This is a genomic window from Anaerohalosphaera lusitana, from assembly GCF_002007645.1.
GTDB lineage: Bacteria > Planctomycetota > Phycisphaerae > Sedimentisphaerales > Anaerohalosphaeraceae > Anaerohalosphaera > Anaerohalosphaera lusitana.
In genome coordinates this window covers 4,118,374-4,138,173 of the sequence record NZ_CP019791.1, presented here as the reverse complement: position 1 = coordinate 4,138,173, position 19,800 = coordinate 4,118,374, and the positions used below count along the sequence as shown (strand labels likewise).

The 19,800-nt window shown below is 52.4% G+C and carries 16 protein-coding genes; 3 read left to right on the top strand and 13 right to left on the bottom strand.

Features of this window, described 5'->3' with window-relative positions; genetic code table 11:
- Positions 1-24: 24 nt before the first annotated feature.
- Genes STSP2_RS16765 through STSP2_RS16750 form a run of 4 tightly spaced genes read right to left on the bottom strand, consistent with a single transcriptional unit; the run spans position 25 to position 5,480 of the window.
- A complete protein-coding gene (locus tag STSP2_RS16765; RefSeq protein WP_205847935.1) occupies positions 25-1,293 on the bottom strand; it encodes an ABC transporter permease in 1,269 nt (422 codons plus the stop codon).
- Positions 1,290-1,997, bottom strand: a complete 708-nt coding sequence (locus STSP2_RS16760; protein WP_146663863.1) for an ABC transporter ATP-binding protein — start codon at positions 1,995-1,997, stop codon at positions 1,290-1,292. Before STSP2_RS16760 ends, STSP2_RS16765 begins: the two co-directional genes overlap by 4 nt.
- Positions 1,994-3,610, bottom strand: coding sequence for an efflux RND transporter periplasmic adaptor subunit (locus tag STSP2_RS16755; RefSeq protein ID WP_146663862.1), 1,617 nt, complete (start codon positions 3,608-3,610; stop codon positions 1,994-1,996). The genes STSP2_RS16760 and STSP2_RS16755 overlap by 4 nt, the downstream gene beginning before the upstream one ends.
- Positions 3,600-5,480 carry a TolC family protein gene (locus STSP2_RS16750; RefSeq protein WP_146663861.1) on the bottom strand — a complete coding sequence of 627 codons (1,881 nt, stop codon included), beginning with the start codon at positions 5,478-5,480 and terminating at the stop codon, positions 3,600-3,602. Before STSP2_RS16750 ends, STSP2_RS16755 begins: the two co-directional genes overlap by 11 nt.
- Positions 5,481-5,842: 362 nt before the next feature.
- Here STSP2_RS16750 and STSP2_RS16745 point away from each other — a divergent pair, with 362 nt between their 5' ends.
- Entirely contained in the window at positions 5,843-7,243 is a 1,401-nt protein-coding gene (locus STSP2_RS16745; RefSeq protein ID WP_146663860.1) for a DUF4139 domain-containing protein, read from the top strand.
- A 19-nt stretch (positions 7,244-7,262) separates the two neighbouring features.
- A complete protein-coding gene (locus STSP2_RS16740) occupies positions 7,263-7,580 on the top strand; it encodes a DUF4405 domain-containing protein (protein ID WP_146663859.1) in 318 nt (105 codons plus the stop codon).
- 83 nt (positions 7,581-7,663) lie between these two features.
- Here the strand turns inward: STSP2_RS16740 and STSP2_RS16735 are convergent, their stop codons facing one another.
- Both STSP2_RS16735 and STSP2_RS16730 read right to left on the bottom strand, forming a co-directional pair.
- Positions 7,664-8,497, bottom strand: coding sequence for a TorF family putative porin (locus tag STSP2_RS16735; protein ID WP_146663858.1), 834 nt, complete (start codon positions 8,495-8,497; stop codon positions 7,664-7,666).
- 290 nt (positions 8,498-8,787) lie between these two features.
- On the bottom strand, positions 8,788-10,218 hold the full coding sequence (locus STSP2_RS16730; protein ID WP_146663857.1) for a bifunctional folylpolyglutamate synthase/dihydrofolate synthase: 1,431 nt from the start codon (positions 10,216-10,218) through the stop codon (positions 8,788-8,790).
- A gap of 337 nt (positions 10,219-10,555) precedes the next feature.
- On the opposite strand from STSP2_RS16730, the gene tkt reads away from it, so the two are divergent.
- On the top strand, positions 10,556-12,583 hold the full coding sequence (gene tkt / locus STSP2_RS16725; protein WP_146663856.1) for a transketolase: 2,028 nt from the start codon (positions 10,556-10,558) through the stop codon (positions 12,581-12,583).
- An 85-nt stretch (positions 12,584-12,668) separates the two neighbouring features.
- On the opposite strand, the gene STSP2_RS16720 is transcribed toward tkt, so the two are convergent.
- The 7 genes from STSP2_RS16720 to tsaB all read right to left on the bottom strand — a co-directional run bounded on the left by STSP2_RS16720 (position 12,669) and on the right by tsaB (position 19,633).
- The gene (locus STSP2_RS16720) at positions 12,669-13,007 is read right to left on the bottom strand and encodes an FmdB family zinc ribbon protein (protein ID WP_146663855.1); all 339 of its coding nucleotides are present in this window, start codon (positions 13,005-13,007) and stop codon (positions 12,669-12,671) included.
- A gap of 38 nt (positions 13,008-13,045) precedes the next feature.
- Entirely contained in the window at positions 13,046-13,672 is a 627-nt protein-coding gene (gene grpE, locus STSP2_RS16715; protein WP_146663854.1) for a nucleotide exchange factor GrpE, read from the bottom strand.
- A gap of 26 nt (positions 13,673-13,698) precedes the next feature.
- Entirely contained in the window at positions 13,699-14,832 is a 1,134-nt protein-coding gene (gene dnaJ, locus STSP2_RS16710; RefSeq protein ID WP_146663853.1) for a molecular chaperone DnaJ, read from the bottom strand.
- Positions 14,833-14,913: 81 nt separating this feature from the next.
- Complete coding sequence (gene groL, locus STSP2_RS16705) at positions 14,914-16,530, bottom strand: chaperonin GroEL (RefSeq protein WP_146663852.1); 1,617 nt, start codon at positions 16,528-16,530, stop codon at positions 14,914-14,916.
- 48 nt (positions 16,531-16,578) lie between these two features.
- A complete protein-coding gene (groES, locus tag STSP2_RS16700; protein WP_146663851.1) occupies positions 16,579-16,869 on the bottom strand; it encodes a co-chaperone GroES in 291 nt (96 codons plus the stop codon).
- Between the two features lie 60 nt (positions 16,870-16,929).
- Positions 16,930-18,633 (bottom strand): chaperonin GroEL, encoded by a 1,704-nt coding sequence (groL, locus tag STSP2_RS16695; RefSeq protein WP_146663850.1) that lies wholly within the window; start codon positions 18,631-18,633, stop codon positions 16,930-16,932.
- 286 nt (positions 18,634-18,919) lie between these two features.
- Positions 18,920-19,633 (bottom strand): tRNA (adenosine(37)-N6)-threonylcarbamoyltransferase complex dimerization subunit type 1 TsaB, encoded by a 714-nt coding sequence (tsaB, locus tag STSP2_RS16690; RefSeq protein WP_146663849.1) that lies wholly within the window; start codon positions 19,631-19,633, stop codon positions 18,920-18,922.
- Between the last annotated feature and the right edge of the window lie 167 nt (positions 19,634-19,800).

The window sequence follows — 19,800 nt, the reverse complement described above, 5'->3', positions numbered from 1 at the left end:
AACGCGATTCCTGAAAATCTCCGTTTACTCGTGTCGCAGCGCAATGATCGGGTCGACGTTGGCAGCTCTGACAGCGGGGTAAAGGCCGAAGACTATGCCTATGCCGATACTGATGCTGAACGATATCAGTATGCTGCTCTGAGTTATGATCGTAGGCATGCCCGAGAAATGCGTAATAACCTTAGGTATCGTGATACCCAACCCAATTCCGACCAGTCCCCCGATGGAAGAGAGCACTACCGTTTCAATGATGAACTGGTTGATGATCTGTTTGCGTTTGGCGCCAATGGCTCTGCGTATGCCGATCTCGCGTGTGCGCTCGGTTACTGATGCGAGCATGATGTTCATGATCCCGATACCGCCGACAAGCAGTGAGATGGCAGCGATTGAGCCGAGTACTATGTTGAAGGTGCGTTTTGTTTCGCGAGCCTGTTTGAGCAGGGCTAGAGGAACGCTTATCTGGTAATCCTTATCCTCATGAAATCGTTCGAGCATCGCTTTGATCCCTGCAGCGGTCTGCTCGACATGTTCGATCTCTTTAACTTTGGCAATTATCTGATGGAGCTCGACCCGCTCGCGGGTGCGGGAGCCGGCTGTACGCCGTTGAATGATATCACCGTAATACTTGCGGGCGATGTTGATGGGTATGTATGCATCGACTCTCTCATCGGGCATCTGGATATTGCCCGCGCTGCCGCCCTCGCTTTTGACAATGCCCACGACTTTAAAGAAGTCCGAGCCTATTCGAACATGGTTGCCGATAGTGTTCGTGGTTGCGAGAAGCCTTCTGGACCCGTATTCGGTTAGTACAGCCACGTTCGCCTGGTTTTGTATGTCCTGCCGGGTCAGGACCCTGCCGGCGACTTTGGGCCTGTCGAGCATTTCAAACCATTCCGGTGCGGTGCCTACGACGCGAAGCTCAAGCGAGCGGTCGCCGAGGCGTGCTTCTTTGCGGACGATCTTGACCGGCACGGCCTGAGCCACGGTGTCGAATGTTTCGGCAATGCGCAGATGATCGTCGTATGTCAGGCCGTACATGCTCATGAATGAGCGGGTGGTCGAGGATGTTGATTCTTCTTTCTGGGATTTGACGGACTTGAGAATGATATTATTGGAACCTACTTTCTTGATCTGTTCCATTGCCTGGCTGCTCGCACCTTCACCGACAGAGAGCATTGCGACCACCGAGCCCACGCCGAACACAACGCCTAGCATGGTCAGTAGTGTACGAAGCTTGTGCAGCAGCAGGTTCTCGATCCCGAGATATACATTGCGCCAGAGTTTTGAGTTCATGCTGTATCCTCGATCTTCTGGACCTTGCCGTCACGCATGTGCAGGATTTTTCGCGCGTGTGCAGCAATTTCTGATTCGTGCGTTACCATGATGACGGTCTTGCCGTTCTGGTAGAGTTCGTCGAGCAGTTCGAGTATCTGTGCACCGGTTACAGAGTCCAGATTTCCCGTCGGCTCGTCGGCTAACAGTATCTTCGGGTCATTCGCCAGTGCCCGCGCAATCGCGACACGTTGACGCTGACCGCCGGAAAGTTCTGCGGGGCGGTGGTTCAGTCTCCCTTCGAGTCCCACTTTATGCGCCAGCTCGACCGAGCGTTCCCTGCTCTCTTTCTCATCCCAGCCAAGATAAAACAGAGGCAGCTCGATATTTCTTTGCACGCTCAACTGCGGGATCAGGTTGAAGCTCTGAAATATGAATCCGAGATGCTTCAGACGAATCTCGCTGAGATGATCGTCATCCATCCGGCTGACGTCCTCCTGGTGCAGGTGATAGCTGCCAGAGGTGGGTCTGTCGAGACAGCCCAGGATGTTGAGCATCGTACTTTTGCCCGAGCCGCTGGGGCCCATGATCGCCCAGAATGAACCGGGCTCAAAAGCGACATCCACGCCGTCAAGCGCACGCACCTGCTGGTCGCCCATCTCATATATCTTGCGAATGTTCTGCAGGTTGATGACCGAATTGTCTATGGTCCGCGGGGTGCTCATTTAGCCGCTCCCTCAACTGAGCTGCCTGGCCGAATAGTCTTTATGTCGGGCTTTGTCTCGTTTGACTTGCTCCGTCCACTGCCTTTTTGCTGCTGTTTGGTTGTGCCCGCTGTCGCGGTGGCTTTGCCGTCCTGCACAGCGGCTTCAGTGAGCGGAGGAGCCATCATGACCTTGTCGCCGGAACCTAGGCCGTCCAGAACATGAACCATTCGATTATTGTCCAGGCCGATCTCAACCGGATGGCGTGTCGCCTGTCCGTTCTCGATCTTGTAAACGCAAGGCTGGTCGCCGACCCTGACGACTGACTGTATCGGGACGTAAACAGCGTCGCTGAAACTGTCAACAAGGATCGTGGCCTTGCAGCTCATGCCCGTCCGCAATTCCGGGTTGTCCCCGTCGAGCTCGATCTGAGTTGGATATACTTTCAGATCCGGATTCATCCATGCAAAACGAGCGTCGGGCATAGGAGCGATCTTAGCGACGGTACCCGTATATATCTTACCCGGCAGGGCGTCGATCTCAACCTGGACGCGGAGCCCCAAATCAACTTTGTTAAGGTTGGTCTCATGGATGTTCACCTCTGCATTTACTGCGTTTGCGGTGGGTAGATAGATGAGCTCCTCCCTCTCGCGGACCTCGCTGCCTTCCTGCAGGGGTTCGTCATCGCCGCGCCAACTGAACTCGGCACTGCTCGCGTACACGACCATGCCGTCAGCCGGTGCATGTATGGTAGCCTTTGCGATCTGGTTCTCGAGTTTTTCGAGAATGGATTGTTCCCGCTCGTATCGAGATTCAGCGGCCTTGAATTCCGCCTCTGCCTGGACAACGTCTGCGGATGCTTTTCTCCTGACTCTCTCAAGGGCCATCTCTGTCTGCTCGACGTCACTATTGAGCTCAGCAAGCTTCCGCTTATGTGTGAAGTTCTTAAGCAGTTCCAGTGCGTTTTCTGCAAGCTGCAGTTCGAGCTGGGCCTTTTTCCACGCCAGTTCATCGCTCTTGAGCTCGGTGGGAGAAATATATTTCTCTTTTCGAAGGGTCACCGACCAGTCATACTTCTCTTTTGTCCGCTGCACCTCTTCATCTGCGAGGACAATCTTAGACTCATTTTCCTTGAGCTGATTCGGATACTCACCTTCCATGTACTTGTTGAGGTCGAGTTTTGCAAATTCATAATCGAGCTCCGCCTGTTTGATGTCGCTGTTTGCCTGGTTTTTCGTAACAGCAAGGTTCTCTCGTGCACCAATGAATGATGATTGAGCATTTTGAACGTCTATTTCCTGCGTCACCCGCTGGTCCTCCAGTTCGGATGCGTCCAGCTCCACCAGCAGATCACCCTTTTTGACATGAGTGGCCTCCGGTATCAGATACAGAACGGTGGTTCGTCCTTCAAGTTCGTTCTTGATGATAACCTGCTCACGGGCCTTGATCGTCCCGGATTCGGTGACGGAGATGGCAAGGTCACCTTTCTTCACTGTGTAGGTTGGGACTTCATCTGCCAGATTATTAGAATCTGATGTTTGATTCAGGGCAGCAAAAGTGAATGCGGCAATGATAAGTACAAGAATGATTATCGCTGCTTTGGTTTTTGAAAAAAATTTGGTGTTACTGCTCATTTTTCAGTGTCTCCGGGTCGAATTCGGTCCACAGACCCTGGCTGTCTACATCCAGAAGGCCCATGTCACGTTGAAGTTCCAGTTCTGCAATTCTATAGTTTATTATAGCGGAAGTCAGTGCGTTTTGTGCGTTCAGAAGCGAGCTTTGGGCTTCAAGCACGTCTCTTATTTCCGCTCGGCCGGCCTGAAGGAACAAATTTGTGCTTTCCACTCGTTTTTCAGCCACCATCACAGCTCTTGCCTGGATCTGCAGGGTTTCGCGTGTGGTCAGCAGATCCCTCAGACGATTCCTTACGTCCAGCTTGACAGAATCGGTCAAGGACCCAAGATCGCGGATTGCGGATTCAAACTGGATAAGACTGTTTCTGTACTGGTTGCGTTCAGCGGTTCGCTCTACAGGAAGATCCATAGTCAGCAACGCAGAGTAAAAAGCCTTGTCCGCACGGATCTGCGCATCGTCGCTTGCAGCAGTGCCTACACTGCGGCGAGAACCTGAAGCTGCCTCGCCCAGCAGGGTCAATTCCCCTCTGAGCCCGTCCGCGGCCACAGCAACGGACCGCTGTTCGTCATAAACCGCACCCCTGGCGACTTCGAGATCCTTGCGGTTTTCGATCGCCAGCTTCTGTGCGATATAAGGATCAAGTTCGTACGGACCTGCGTCCTCGCGAGACGGCGGGGGCAGGTTGATCGGTGCGTCGGCGGGCACGGGCTCGTAATCTTCCTCATCGTCCTCGACCTGAGCGACACCTTCGGTCATACGGACCAGTCGGTCCAGTTCATCGCGATCCAGTTCGATTTCGGCGTCGGTGGGCAGACCGAGCAGGATCTTGAAGTTGTCGATCGCTCGTTCGTAGCTCTGCTGGGCAGCTATCCAGTTTTCGCGGGCTCGCAGCTCATCCTGCACCGCCTGGTCAACCTGTATCTCCGTAAGTTGACCCGCATCTGCAAGTCTTCTGGCCCTTCTAACCGACATGATCAAACGCCTATAGTTCTCTTCGGCGTTCTTTATGCGATCAAGCTGGCGAAGCACGCCCAGATATTCGGTTGCTATGTCTACCGCGAACGTCTTCTTGAATCGCTCGAAATTGTAGATCGAATACATTACGTTGCGTTCGGCCTGTGTGAGCGGTTCGGTCACGATAAATTCGCCCGATCCTCGCATCAAAGGCACTGACACAGATGCGTCAGCTCGCAGGCCCAGCGAAGATGCTCCTCCGAGCGTGATCAGATTCGCCAGATCCACGGCCAGATTAGAAGTGAATGTGGCGCCGTTCTTGAGCTGTCTTGAAAAATCCGTGACCGAGCTGTTAGTTGTGCCTGAGACTGTACGGCTGCCGCTGCTGTCTGTGCTGATGTTGCTTTCCAGTGCCTGATTGAATATATTGCGAAATTCGTTCCGCTCCAGGTCCAGATCCAGTGCCGTGCTGAAAATGTCCTCTTTTTCGGATTGATAACGAAAACTGTTTGCCGCACCTATCTGCAAAGCCTCGAAAAGAGTGAACTGCAGGGGCTTGCCTTCAGGAACATCTACTATGTTATCCCCTGCTATGGTAGGTTCGAGATAGTTCGGGTCAGGCCATTGTTCGATCGGCTCGATGGCCCACGGCCCCAGATAGAGGTCAGTGGCATGCAGCAGATCCTGATCGGTGATAAGTCTTCGCCTTAAAACATCGCTGGGCCTTTCGATAGTGAACGGCTCGGCCTTACCAAGCGTGTCGACCTGCTTATCCTTGATGATATCGTAAGCGACGTCATTGGCTTCCTGGCGGTGCTCTTGTGGAGATTTGCAGCCCGTGAGTCCAAAGACTGTCGATACAGCAATGACTGCCAGGCATGTCGATTTTAATGTGGAACTGGTTTTCTTTGTCATATAAATAGAGTATTCAGAAGGGGGAGATTAACGCGGCTAAACATCTACGTCCTTATATCAGACGCTTGAGAACGGCAGGGTAATTCAAAAAATCCAAAATTTAATCTTCATTTCCGATGGAACATTCCGGCCCAGTGTAGTGTCTAAGGGCATAGGCGATCATCAGAAAGCGTATTATAGTGTGTTTCCTGTTAAAATCAAAGGCTGTCCAGAAAATAGCTGAGCTTTGTATGCTTTTTGCGGACCATCGGCAGCGTGTATAAAACAAGTGTATTGTCAAGTTATCCTTTACTGTCGCAGGCTTGGGCGCGACAATAGAAACCGTAAGACATTCTCATTAACCCAGTTTGGAGGTTTACCAAATGAAATCGATGTTGATATCATCAATTGTTGTCGTGGCTGCATGGTTGCAAGTCGTTGCCTGTTCGGCTGCCGAACTGCCTGCCCCGGGCGTTGGACTTACCATCTACAACGATGATTTTGCGGTGGTCAAGGAACGCAGAGAAATGGAATTCGAGCAGGGCGTTAACGAAGTCAAATTCACCGATGTCGCCAGCTCTATAGACGCTACAAGCGTTAATTTCAAGTGCCTGTCCGACCTGGACGCTGTTTCGATCCTGGAACAGAACTACGAGTACGACCTTGTCAATACCGCATCCCTGCTGGACCGTTATATCGACAAGGAAGTGGTCGTGCAGATCGCCGGCAGCGGAGCCGACGTCGGTACAAAGGTCAGAGGCATTCTCAGTGCATCGCTGGGTCAGGACCTGATCATCCGTGATGCCGACACAGGCGAGATGGAAATAATCAACCGCAGCAGCATCGAGCGCATAGCACTCGTAAAGATGCCCAGGGACCTGGTAACCAAGCCTACGCTGGTATGGCTCGCGGATTCGAAAGTGGCTGGCGAGGAGCTTTGTCAGGTCACCTACACGGCAGGCAATATTGGGTGGAAAGCGGACTATTCAGCCGTGCTCAATGCGGATGAGACGAAGCTTGATCTGACCGGCTGGGTTACGATAAACAACCGCAGCGGTGCGGCTTATGAGGATGCGGTAATTAAGCTGATCGCAGGTGATGTGCGAAGGGTCCAGGAACAGCCTCAGCAGCCCAGACGTGTTTACGATCGAGCGGTGATGATGGAAGCGAAGGCCGCCGGTTTCGAAGAAAAGCCTTTCATGGAGTACCACCTTTACACACTGGGCCGGCCTTCTACGATCAAGGACAAGCAGGTCAAGCAGATTGAGTTTATCGAGCCTGCCGCGGATGTGCCTGCTGAAAAAGTTTTCGTGTACGAATGGCAGAAAAAGCCAGAAAAGGTGCAAGTCAAGATCGAGTTCGAGAACACCGAGGAGAATAACCTGGGCATCGCTCTGCCAAAGGGTAAGGTTCGAGTATTCAAGAAGGACCCTGCCGACGGCATGCTCGAATTTGTCGGCGAGGATATGATCGATCACACAGCGAAAAAAGAAGAGCTGTCATTGTACATCGGCGATGCGTTCGATATCGTGCCCGAGCATAAGATGGTCGATCACAAGGTCGGAAGACGTCAACGAACCGAGGTCCATGAGATCGAGCTCCGTAACCGCAAGGACGAGGACGCAGTTGTAAACGTCGACCACAAGATCAGCCCCTGGATGAACTGGAAGGTCAGCTCAGAAATGGACTGGCAGAAAGAGGACTCGACAACCGCTCGGTTCGAGGTCCCCGTCAAGGCCGACTCAACAGTGACGTTCCGTTACACGGTTTACATGGATTGGTAAAATCTTCGAGGGCCTTGAAATGAAACGGTCTAGCTGGAATTTTGCAATCGATCTTTTTGCGTTTCTTGTACTGCTCGCCCTGACGGCTACGGGTGTTGTGATCAGATTTGTTCTGCCGCCCGGAAGCGGAGGCCGGGGACAACTGCAAACCGGCGGCAGGGGGCGTGAGCATATTCAGGAATTGCTCGGCATGACCCGGGACGGGTGGGGCAGCATCCATTTTTACATATCGCTGCTGTTCATTGTTTTAATGCTCGCCCATTTGTTCCTGCACTGGAACTGGGTGAAAGGATATATGAAGAATTGTTTTCGACGTGATGAATGCGAGGACAAGTAGGTATAACGTCAAAACGCTTTTCAACAAAAAAAGGCCGACTCGAATCCACGAGTCGGCCTTTCAATTGCAGATCAAGTCAACAATTAGAAGCTCAGAGCGTAAGTGATGCCGCCCCAGAATTCGTCTTCATCATTTACTGTGTCTTCCATCGAGGTCTGGTAGTAGATAGCTGGTGTGAGTGTGCCATTGCCAAGTTTCATTGGAGCCGCAGCACCATACTTGAGGTGCGACCAGTCGTGATCGATCTGATCAGCAACACCAAGAAGGTTTTCTGTATTCAAGCCTGTACCGTCATTGTATGTCGCATCAGCGAAAAGCTTGATAGTCTGTTCTGGATTGTCAGGTGTAAAACCGTCAATGGTAAAGTCATATTCAAGGCCAACAACATGAATCCAGCCGCTTGCATCGTTATATGTTGCGCTACCTTCTGATGTCCACATTCTTATGATCGTGTAGCTCGGTGTAATACCGTTGCCGATGATGTTGGGCCATGCAAAAGTCGCATTGATCTCCTGCATGTCGATTACGTCTGAAGGCATGTCGATAAAATCATAGTACATCCAGTTGACAGCATAATCAGTCTGCCAGGACTCGCCTTCACACATGGAATTTGCATAGCCAAAGGTGTAGTTATACTCGGTGAAATTAACACGACCGCTTGTAGGTACTGCGGGGTCTGTTCTACCGCTGGTACCCGCGTACGACATCCACACGTTGGCGTAGAAACCGTTTCCGAGGTCGAGATTAACGCTTGGCTGTACCGCAGCCGCGTCATCCAGACGGTCGAAACCACGCCAGATGTACTTTGTAACGTAAGAGACACTTGCATCAACGCCGATCTCACCGTCAGCAGCCGAAGCAAGGCCCGTCACGCCGCAAAGCGCCAGAACCGTTGCCAGTAAAATTACCTTCTTCATTGAGCACTCCTTTCAAAAAACACTGAACCCTTAAAAAATATTGCATCACAGGACACGTGCCCTGTCATTTCACCAGTGACCTCAGCAGGTACAGCATTTACTCCTGACCATGTATCACTATCTGCGAATATATCGGTTTTATGGGTTATAGCAATGAAAAAAATTAGTATTTGGTCTAACCAGAATGTTTTTTGAATCCAGAGGGGTGTTAATGTGGGTAAACTGCGCAAAAAAAGAAGCCTTGGGCGGTTCCCAAGGCCTCGAAATGGTCTATAAACTGATATTTAGCTTTAACTGGCAAGCGTCCTGATCTGCAACTGGTCCTTTGCCTGACCAACAAGATAAAAGCTGCCGGTGATGCAAATAAGGTCCTCACGGCTGACCGCGCTTTTCGCAATTCTAACGGCCTCACGAAGAGTCATAGCGGTCTGACACATCTTTCCGCATATTTCCGTGTACATATCCGCAAGGTCCTGCGGGAACACAGCCTTGGGCGAGTTGCTCCGTGTGAAGATCACCTTATCAGCTCCAAACTGCAGTTGATTAAGCATTCCCCTAACGTCCTTGTCCTGGTTGCAGGCGAAGATTATGATCATCGAATCGTAAGGAACATGCTGCCCAATAGCGTGTATCAACGCCCGTATGCTCGCGGCGTTATGTGCTGTATCAACGATGATCCTCGGATCATCGCATATAATTTCCATCCTGCCCGCCATCGATACCTCAGCAAGACCCTTGACGGCTTTGCTGTCATCGATCTCTATCTTGCTTTTCAGAGCGTCCAGCATAGCCAGAGCAAGTCCGCAATTAACTGCCTGGTGCTGTCCGGGCAGCGGCACTCGCAAGTGCTCAAAACGGCTGTTAGGCGTAGTTAGACATATCCTTGTATGCGGCCCGTGTTCCCTGGATGATTCGAACCGGCTCGAGAAATCTACATCGGTCCCGGTAACCAGAAGCGGCGATCCGCATTCCAGCGCACGCTTTTTAATAACTCTCATAGCGTCGGCATGCTGAGGAACGGTTACAACCGGTACGCCTTCTTTTATGATGCCGGCCTTTTCTGCGGCGATCTCCGGCAGACTGTTGCCCAGCAGATTCTGGTGGTCTATGCTGATATTCGTGATACCCACAAGCAGGGGCTGCACCACGTTCGTGCTGTCGAGCCTGCCTCCAAGACCCGTTTCCACAATGGCGATGTCCGCCTCTTTGTCGGCGAAATACATGAAGGCCATCGTGGTCATTATCTCGAAAAAAGTTGGCGCATCGTCCTCGTCGGCCAGTTTCTCAATGGTCGCATGCAGGCGATTGAGCAGCCCAATGATCTCCTTGTCGGCGATCATTTTGGAGTTTACCACGATCCTCTCGTGCAGTGTCGTCACATGCGGCGAGGTGTAAAGCCCGACCTTGTACTCGTTGGCTTCGAGCATCTTAGCCAGCATCGTAGCAGTCGACCCCTTGCCCTTAGTGCCGGCGATATGAACCACATCGGTCTTCAGATGCGGGTTGTCGACTCCGGCGAGCAGCTTTTCCATTCTGGTGAGATCAAATGTGGATACATTATATCTCAGCCGACGCTGCTTTTCGTAGTCGGTGCGCTCGAAAAGGTATTTAATTGCTTTGGTATATGACTTGAACACTTTCTTTCGCCTGACCTTGGAAGTCGTGCCTCGAGAAGCCTTTTTTGTTTTGGTACTCTTTGTTTTCTTTGTTGATTTAGTCATAGTTCGCACCTTACCACAAAAGATGTCAAAGGTCAACGAAAAACCCGCTTAATAGGCTAATAAGCCGGTGAGCGTAAGGGAAAATTGCTATTTATAGGGATTATTGAAGCAGCACCTTGCCCATTCTGCGATTCATAATGAGGATTCTTGTTTTTGCAGCCTGATGACATGTATTTTGTTTGTTTGTGTACGGTGTGGACCGATACGGTTTATATCAGGTTGTGAGAAAATGTGTCAGGCCATTTAATATGCTTGCATCATCCGTCCAATGGGGTTATGGTTCGACTTTGTGTTTGTAAAGAATTCAATTATCAACTAAGCAATTGGGAAAATGTCAATGGGCTTAACAGAAAACGTAAAAGGCTTATCGGAAATTGATGAACTTTGCGTGCAGACTATCAGATTTTTGTCGATGGAGGCCGTGCAGGAGGCAAACAGCGGTCACCCCGGAATGCCGATGGGAATGGCAGGAGCCGCTTATCATCTTTGGATGAATCATATGAGATTCAATCCTAAAAATCCTAATTGGATGAACAGGGACCGTTTTGTGCTTTCCGCCGGTCACGGCAGCATGCTGCTGTATTCGTTGCTGTATCTTACCGGTTTCGATCTTTCACTTGTCGATCTGAAAAACTTCCGTCAATGGGGCAGCAGGACTCCCGGCCACCCGGAATTCGGCCACACTGCCGGCGTTGAAGCGACCACCGGACCGCTCGGACAGGGGCTTACCAATGCAGTAGGTATGGCGATCGCGGAAAAATATCTTGCCGATCGTTACAACAAGGAAGATTTCCCCGTTTTCGACTATAATATCTATTCCATCGCAGGTGACGGCTGTCTCCAGGAGGGCATAACTTCCGAAGCCTCCAGCCTGGCAGGGCACCTCGGCCTCGACAATCTCATCGTTATTTACGACGACAACCATATAACCATCGACGGCGATACATCGCTTTCCTTCACCGAAGACGTGGCAAAAAGATATGAGGCCTACGGCTGGTACGTCCAGGAAGTGGACGGCGACGGCAATAACATCCAGGGTTTGCAAAAGGCCCTGGAAAACGCCAAGGCCCAAAGCGACGGACCAAGCCTCATCAAGTTCCGTTCGCTGATCGGTCACGGCAGCCCAAAGCATCAAGGCAAGGAATCCGCACACGGCGCTCCCCTCGGCGAGGACGAGATCAAGGTCATCAAGGAAAAATTCGGCTGGGAACCCGGCGAGGCCTTCGTCGTTCCGCAGCAAGTACTGGACCACATGCAAAAGAAGGCCACGGATGACGGCCAGGCACTCGAAAAAGAATACAACGAAATGTTCGCCCGATATGCTCAAAAGTATCCGGAACTGGCGAAAGAAATAGAAGATGCCCTGGCCGGCAGACTGCCTGTAAACGTCGAGGACCTGCTGCCGGACTTCGAAGCAGGCTCGAGCCTTGCAACACGTAAGGCCTCCGGCGCGATCCTGAACGCTATGATGCCTTCTCTTCCCCTGGTACTCGGTGGTTCAGCCGACCTGACGCCCTCGAACAACACGCTTTTCAAGGGTGCCGAAGACTTCCAGAAGGATAACCCAGGCGGCAGATACATCCGCTACGGTGTTCGTGAGCACGCCATGGGTGCTGTTATGAACGGTATCTCACTTAGCGGACTTCTAAAACCTTACGGCGGTACGTTCCTGGTATTCTCCGATTACATGCGGCCGGCGATTCGCGTTGCGGCTCTTTCCAATTATCCGACGATATTCCTGTTCACACACGACAGCATAGGTCTTGGCGAAGACGGCCCGACCCACCAGCCCGTCGAGCACATCGCGTCACTGCGGGCGATCCCGAATCTTAAGGTGTTCCGGCCAGCCGACGCAAACGAAACCGCGTACGCCTGGAAGTACATGCTCGAGCACAATGACGGTCCGATGACTATCGCACTTACACGCCAGGGCCTGCCCGTCCTAGATCAGGACAAGTACGGCAGCGCAAAGCAGGCTGAGAAGGGCGCTTACGTGCTCGTCGAGCAGGACAACCCCGACGTACTGCTGCTTGCGACCGGTTCGGAAGTCCAGCTCGCTCTTGGCGCTGCGGCGACGCTCGCCAATGAAGGTATCAAGGCGCAGGTCGTGTCCATGCCATGCTGGGAGCTGTTCGAACAGCAGGACCAGGCATACAAGGAAAAGGTGCTGCCCCCGTCAGTAACTGCCAGAGTCGGCGTCGAGGCCGGCGTTGACAACGGCTGGTGGAAATATCTGGGCACTGGTTGCGAATTTGTCGGCATGTCTACCTTCGGTGCTTCTGCCCCGGCGAAAGAATGCTTCGCAAACTTCGGCATCACCGGCCAGGCTGTCACAGAGGCCGCCAAAAAGGTGCTCAACAAGTAGTATCAGCTTGATAATCAAAAAAGAAAGGGAGCCCGGCGTCAAAACCGGAGCTCCCTTTTTCATTGTATAACAACAGACTGTTACTTCAAGCGGTCTTTTTCTTCTTGTCCCCACCCGGGCTTTCCTTCTTCGTAGTGGTTGAATCACTTTTCGTTTTGCTTTCGGAGCTGTCCGACTTCTTAGTATCACTGCTGGAACTTGAAGCCGTCGATTCGCCCTTCTGGGCCTGTTTGTAGCTGTCACTGCGGTAGTCGGTTTCATAGAAACCGGTACCTTTAAAGATGACACCGGCACCGGAACCGATCAGGCGATTCAATTTCATCTTGCCGCACTCCGGGCATTTCTTTGCAGGCTTCGCGGTTATTGACTGGAACTTTTCGAACGCATGGCCGCAGCTCTCACAAACATAATCGTACGTAGGCATTTTCTATCTTCCTTACAAATGTGCCCTCAGGCGTATTATCACTCTTCTTCGGGCTGACCGCTCTGCGGATCCTCAGCGGGCAGGTCTTTTTCAACCTCTTCAGTATCCTCAGTTTCTTCCGGCCGCTTATTCACGATGACCTTGCTGGGGCGGATTACCTGGCCGTTGAGAGCATACCCTTTCTGATACTCTTCGACAACCACGTTGTCCGGCTTGTCCTCCTCGAACCGCTGCATCAGTGCTTCATGCTGTGACGGATTAAACTGCTCGCCGAGCGCATCGATCTGTTCGACACCGTGTGCGCGAAGAGCGTCCAGCATATGATCGAACACCAGCTTTACGCCCTGAAGAACGTTCTTGACGTTTTCGTCAGCGTCTTCCAACCCTGCCAAAGCGTGCCCGAAATTATCCAGCGAAGGCAGCAGACTCTTGATGATCGCCTTCTTTTCGTACGCAACGCTGTCAGCGATCTGCTTTGGGGCCCGTTTCTGGAAGTTCGCATAGTCCGCACTCACCCGCTGGAGCTGTTCGAAGAGCTGGCTTTTTTCATGCTCGAGCTTTTCGATCTGCTCTTCAAGCTGTTCGACCTTTTTGGCGGCCTTCTTATCTTCACGAGAGCTTTTTGGGCTCTTTTCTTTGTCTTTGTTCTGCTTTTCGTCTTTCATAGTGCTAACCTGCTAAAGATGGTTGATCAGTCGTTACCGAAGTATTTTTTTAATTTATCGAAAAATCCCCTGCTTTCCGGCAGGACATCGTTGTTTTCTGATTCCGCAAATTCCCTGAGCAGCTTTTCCTGCTCGTTCGTAAGATTTCTTGGTATTTCGACGGCAACTTTTACGAGTTCGTCGCCTTTTCGGTTCGTTCTCAGGTCCGGCAGACCTTCACCTTTGATCCGGAACACGTTGCCGTGCTGTGTCCCCGGGGGCACCTTCAGATGTTTTGTGCCGTTAAGACTCGGTACGTCGATCCTGGCTCCCAGCGCAGCCTGTGTGAACGAGATCGGTACCGTCGCTACCAGGTCATTGCCGTCCCGCATGAGGAAAGGATGCGCTTTGACACGCACATAGCAATACAGATCGCCTCGCGGACCGCCGTTCTTGCCCGGCTCGCCTTCGCCGGTTACTCTTATCCCCTGCCCTTCGTGTACGCCCGACGGGATCTTGACCGTAACAACGCGTTTTTTGGGTACCTGCCCCTTGCCGTGACATTTTCGGCAGGGATCGGTGATGACGGTCCCTTTGCCCTGACATTGCGGGCAGGTTGAGACCATCTGGAAGAATCCGCCCAGACCGGCTTTCTGCACCTGGCCGCCACCGCCACACATATTACAAGTGGCAGGTTTTTTACCTTTGGCAGTTCCTTTGCCCTGGCATTCGGGACAGAGGTCCTGACGGGTGAACTCGATGCTTTTTTCGGCTCCTTCGGCTATTTCGGAAAGCGTCAGCTCAACGGTCGTCTCGAGGTCATAACCACGCGTCGGCGCATTAGGCCTTGCTGTGCGACGTCTGCGGCCGCCGCCGAAAAAGTCACCGAATATGTCACCGAACATATCACCGATATCCTGCACATTCATGTGCGAATAATCGTGCATGCCGGTGCCGCGCAGCCCTTCATGACCGAACTGATCATATCGCTGGCGTTTCTCCGGGTTGCTCAGCACTTCGTAGGCTTCGGCGCATTCCTTGAACTTTTCTTCGGCTTGCTTGTCGTCGGGGTTCTTGTCAGGATGATACTTCATCGCCAGTCGGCGGTAAGCACGCTTGATATCGTCCGCCGAAGCATCCTTTTTGACCCCCAAAACGTCGTAGTAGTCCCTTTTAGCCATTGCACCTTCCTAAAAACTTAATGTCGGGAAGCGAACCTCATCGATCCGCCGCCCGACATTATCAAACTTCATTACGTGACCCTATATGATGGCGCCCGAAGTAATGTTCTCTTCGTCGTCATCTTTCAGATCGGAAATTACCACGTTCGTGGTCAGCATCAGTGCGGATACGGATGCCGCGTTCTGCAGAGCTACGCGAGACACCTTGGCAGGATCGACGATGCCCGCCTTGAACATGTCCACGAACTCGCCGGTCGCAGCATTGTAACCGATTGAGCCTTTCTTTTCCAGCAACTGCGCGACAACCACGTCACCTTCGCCGCCGCCGTTGTCAACGATCTGCTTGGTCGGCGCCTTCAGAGCGTTGATCAGAATGTCAAAACCGATCTTCTCGTCGCCGCGAACCTTGCTTCGGCCCTTTTCGAGCTCTTCGATCGCCAGCAGATACGTAACGCCGCCGCCCGGGACAACGCCTTCCTCCGCTGCTGCTTTGGTGGCACACAGTGCGTCGTCGAGCAGGTCCTTGCGTTCCTTCATTTCCGCTTCGGTCGGAGCACCGGCACGAACTACTGCTACGCCGCCAGTGAGCTTCGCAAGACGTTCCTGCAGCTTTTCCTTGTCATAACTGCTGGTCGTCTTCTCGATCTGCGATCGGATCTGATCACAGCGAGCCTTGATGTCCTTCTTCTTGCCGGCACCTTCTATAACGGTTGTGTCTTCCTTGCCGACAACGATCTTTTTGGCTCTGCCGAGCTGCGAAAGTTCTACGCTTTCGAGCTTGATACCCAGATCTTCTGTGATGACCTCACCGCCGGTGAGAATCGCCAGATCCTGCATCATAGCTTTCCTGCGGTCGCCAAAACCCGGAGCCTTGACCGCACAAACCTTCAGTACGCCCTGCAGACGGTTGATGACCAGTGCCGCCAGTGCTTCGCCTTCGACGTCTTCGGAGACGATCAGCAGGGGCTTGCCCATCTGAGCGACCTGCTCCAGAAGCGGGACGATCTCGCGAACGTTGGTGATCTTGCTTTCGTGCAGAAGGACGTATGCGTCTTCCAGAACTGCTTCAAGAGAGTCAGCATTAGTCATGAAATAAGGCGAAAGATAGCCCTTATCGAACTGCATGCCCTCTACTACTTCAAGCTGTGTTTCCAGGCCCTTGCCTTCTTCGACCTCGATAACGCCTTCCTTGCCGACCTTGTCCATAGCGTCCGCCAGGATCTCGCCGACCTCAGGATTGTTATTCGCACTGATCGCAGCAACCTTGGCGATATCTGCGTGACCCTTAACGGGCTTAGAGATAGACTGAATGTAATCAGTCGCGATCTTCACGCCCTTGCCCACGCCCCGCTGAATAGCGACCGGGTTTACACCCGATGCGACATACTTCAGGCCTTCGTTATAGATCGCCTCAGCCAGAACCGTCGCAGTGGTCGTACCATCGCCGACGACATCACTCGTCTTGTTGGCGACTTCGTTAACCATCTTCGCGCCCATGTTCTGGAAAGTCTCGGGCAGCTCGATCTCTTTACTGACCGACACTCCGTCTTTGGTCACTTTTGGCGAACCAAAGCTCTTGTGCAGCAGGACGTTCCTGCCGGTCGGTCCCATTGTAACTTTAACTGCCGAAGCGAGTTTGCCAAGGCCTTCCTTGAGTTGGGCTCTGGCTACTTCTTCGAACATCATTTGCTTTGCCATTTTGTGCTAACCTCCAGCATATAATTTGAACTTTGCAGTTCGCTGTCGTTACTTTTCAACGATACCGAGAATTTCCGCTTCGCGAAGGATCTTGTACTCGGTGCCTTCTACTTCGACGTCGCTTCCGCCGTACTTGCCGTACAGAACTGTGTCGCCTTTTTTGACGGACATTTCACCGCGGCTGCCGTTTTCGAGCAGTTTGCCCGTGCCTATCGCTACGACTTCACCCATAAGTGGTTTTTCTTTAGCGCTGTCCGGCAGAACGATGCCGCCTGCAGTCTTTTCTTCAGCTTCTTGTGGCTTTACCACAACTCTGTCGTCCAAAGGTTTGAGCTTCATAAGTTCTACTCCTGTATATCTGTATTTGAAACCTTTTTATAATTATCGACTCTTACGGGCCTACATCATGCCGGGCATTCCGCCCATTCCTGGCATTCCGCCGCCCATACCGGGCATTCCTCCACCCATTCCGCCCATGCCTCCTGGCATTCCGCCGCCGGGCATGCCGCCTTCGTCATCTTCACCGGGCTTTTCGGTGATAACGCAGTCGGTGGTCAGCAGCAGGCCTGCGACTGAGGCAGCGTCCTGCAAAGCAACACGAGTAACCTTGACAGGATCGATAACGCCTGCCTCGATCAGGTCCTCGAACTTGTCCTTGTCGGCGTTGTAACCGAAACCGCCCTTACCTTCGGCGACCTTGCTTACCACGATGTTGCCGACCTGACCTGCGTTTGTTGCGATGAAGTAGCAGGGCATTCTCAACGCACGAGCCACGATCTGTGCACCTGTCTGCTCGTCGCCTTCGAGCTTGAGCTTTTCGACAGCCTTGATACAGCGTACCAGTGCAACGCCGCCGCCGGGAACGATACCTTCTTCGATGGCCGCCCGTGTGGCGTGCAGTGCATCTTCGATGCGAGCCTTCTTTTCTTTCATCTCGGCTTCGCTGCCTGCACCGACATTGATCTGTGCCACACCGCCTGTCAGCTTCGCCAGGCGTTCCTGCAGCTTTTCGCGATCGTAATCGCTGGTTGTGTTCTCGATCTCGGTCTTGATCTGAGCGATTCTGCCCTGAATAGCATCCGACGAGCCCGCACCTTCGACGATCACGGTGTTGTCGTTGTCGATGGTGATCTTCTTCGCACGGCCGAGCTGGTTGAGCTGTACGCTTTCCAGATCCATTCCCAGGTCCTTGAAGAACGGCTGAGCGCCGGTCAACGCCGCAATATCTTCGAGCATCGCCTTACGGCGGTCACCGTAACCCGGTGCCTTGACTGCTGCAACGTCTACCACGCCGCGGAGCTTGTTGACTACCAGCGTCGCCAGTGCTTCGCCTTCGACGTCTTCAGCGATGATCAGCAACGGCTTTTTGGCCTTTGCGACCTCTTCCAGGATCGGAACCAGCTTCTTGATGTTGCTGATCTTTTCCTCATGCACCAGGACGTATGCGTTGGAAAATTCGCATGTCATTCTTTCCTGATCCGTCACGAAATGAGGCGAGAGGAACCCGCGGTCGAACTGCATACCTTCTACATATTCGACGTTGGTTTCGAGGCTCTTACCCTCTTCGACGGTGATAACGCCGTCTTTTCCGACCCGCATGAATGCCTCAGCCATCTTCTTGCCGATCGCGAAATCGTTATTGGCCGAAATAGCGGCGATATTAACGATGTCGTCCTTTTTCGAGATGTCGATGGGCTTTGCCAGCTTCTTCAGCTCTTCGGTTACCGTCTTGACCGCCTGCTGGAACCCGCGGTTCAGCGACATTGCGTCTGCACCCGCTGCGAGGTTCTTGAAGGCTTCCTTGAACATAGCCTCGGTGAGAACGGTCGAAGTCGTCGTGCCGTCACCAGCCTGCTTGGAAGTCTTGCTGGCGGCTTCTTTTACCAGTTTCGCGCCCATGTTCTCAACTTTGTCGAGCAGTTCGATCTCTTCAGCTACCGTCACGCCATCTTTTGTCACGGTCGGGCCGCCCCAACCTTTGTCGATGATAGCGTTGCGTCCTCTCGGTCCGAGAGTTGACTTGACGGCTGCGGCGAGCTTCTCGACACCAGCTAACAACGCGGTGCGCGCTTCCACTTCAAAAGACAAGTCTTTTTCTGCCATAGTCGTTCTTTCTCCTATTATTTCATCAATGCGTTAACTTGATACACGTTTTCCATACGGGCATCCAATGCAAAGTCAATGCCAGCTTGCCCGTTTTTACGGCAATCTTCTATTCTTCCACGCCGTAAGTTCTTTGTAAAGAATACTTTGGGAAAACGGAAAATTTAGACGGCAACCAGGTGTCCGGCCCCCGAAAACCGAACGGCCTGCCAGTTTTGGCACCGCAGAAAGGGGTCTCTCACGCCAACTTGACAGGCACGAATGCAATTCGGGCCGGCCCGGTCAGCTATTTCGCCCTGGATTTTTTGACGGCGTCAGCGCGCCTGAGGTAGAACGGCTTGAGCTTTTCCGGTTCAACGAAATCTGAGGCTTCGATAAGATCCTGTGCGATCCGATAGACATTATCCGCCCTCACGGACCACAGATCTTTTGGAGCTATTTCAATTTTTTCGCCCGCAAACCGGTCGCTGTAGTACTCCAGCCCCTCACCAAGCAGGCATATTTTGCCCGAATAACCCTCCGCCAGCTCCACAAACTCCTGCGGCTGGATAAGCCGATCATCCACGATCTTTACCCACTTGCCCTCGATGTTCTGGAATACCGCCGTAAAGAACATCCCCCGTTTTGCATCGATTATCGTCGCCGCATACTCATATCCGCCCTCATTTTGCAGATTTCGTATCAGCGCATCAGAGGACCTTGTAGTCACTATCGCGGCATTATTCGCCATCGCGATCATCTTCGCTAGCGTCACAGCTATCCGTATCCCCGTGAAGCTCCCCGGCCCGGATGTGATACCTATATATGCGATGCGGGCAGGATTTTCGTTGAACTCACGTAGAAGGTCCTGTATAGTAGGGAACAGTTCAGCATTGTGCCTGAGGGCACCGGAGAAAGGACGAGAGGCCCATAGATCCTTTCCGACACCCACTGCAACTGATCCGGCCCTTCCTGATGTATCAACAGCCAGCGTAATTCCGGGCTCATGCTTTTGGGTCATAGTCTTCTCTTTATTTATAGGGGTTCCAGCTATCTCTATTTGTCAAATGCTTACGGAACCAGAAATATAATCGCCAATGTGGTCATTTACAACCATCAGGACCGTTCTGTAGAAATGTTTTTTTCTCTTGCAAAAGGACATATCAATCTATAAACTGGCCCAACTAT

Bases quoted from the DNA above. Each gene is read 5' to 3' on its own strand.
- STSP2_RS16765 (WP_205847935.1), bottom strand. From the start codon at position 1,293: ATGAACTCAAAACTCTGGCGCAATGTATATCTCGGGATCGAGAACCTG.
- STSP2_RS16760 (WP_146663863.1), bottom strand. From the start codon at position 1,997: ATGAGCACCCCGCGGACCATAGACAATTCGGTCATCAACCTGCAGAAC.
- STSP2_RS16755 (WP_146663862.1), bottom strand. From the start codon at position 3,610: ATGAGCAGTAACACCAAATTTTTTTCAAAAACCAAAGCAGCGATAATC.
- STSP2_RS16750 (WP_146663861.1), bottom strand. From the start codon at position 5,480: ATGACAAAGAAAACCAGTTCCACATTAAAATCGACATGCCTGGCAGTC.
- STSP2_RS16745 (WP_146663860.1), top strand. From the start codon at position 5,843: ATGAAATCGATGTTGATATCATCAATTGTTGTCGTGGCTGCATGGTTG.
- STSP2_RS16740 (WP_146663859.1), top strand. From the start codon at position 7,263: ATGAAACGGTCTAGCTGGAATTTTGCAATCGATCTTTTTGCGTTTCTT.
- STSP2_RS16735 (WP_146663858.1), bottom strand. From the start codon at position 8,497: ATGAAGAAGGTAATTTTACTGGCAACGGTTCTGGCGCTTTGCGGCGTG.
- STSP2_RS16730 (WP_146663857.1), bottom strand. From the start codon at position 10,218: ATGACTAAATCAACAAAGAAAACAAAGAGTACCAAAACAAAAAAGGCT.
- tkt (WP_146663856.1), top strand. From the start codon at position 10,556: ATGGGCTTAACAGAAAACGTAAAAGGCTTATCGGAAATTGATGAACTT.
- STSP2_RS16720 (WP_146663855.1), bottom strand. From the start codon at position 13,007: ATGCCTACGTACGATTATGTTTGTGAGAGCTGCGGCCATGCGTTCGAA.
- grpE (WP_146663854.1), bottom strand. From the start codon at position 13,672: ATGAAAGACGAAAAGCAGAACAAAGACAAAGAAAAGAGCCCAAAAAGC.
- dnaJ (WP_146663853.1), bottom strand. From the start codon at position 14,832: ATGGCTAAAAGGGACTACTACGACGTTTTGGGGGTCAAAAAGGATGCT.
- groL (WP_146663852.1), bottom strand. From the start codon at position 16,530: ATGGCAAAGCAAATGATGTTCGAAGAAGTAGCCAGAGCCCAACTCAAG.
- groES (WP_146663851.1), bottom strand. From the start codon at position 16,869: ATGAAGCTCAAACCTTTGGACGACAGAGTTGTGGTAAAGCCACAAGAA.
- groL (WP_146663850.1), bottom strand. From the start codon at position 18,633: ATGGCAGAAAAAGACTTGTCTTTTGAAGTGGAAGCGCGCACCGCGTTG.
- tsaB (WP_146663849.1), bottom strand. From the start codon at position 19,633: ATGACCCAAAAGCATGAGCCCGGAATTACGCTGGCTGTTGATACATCA.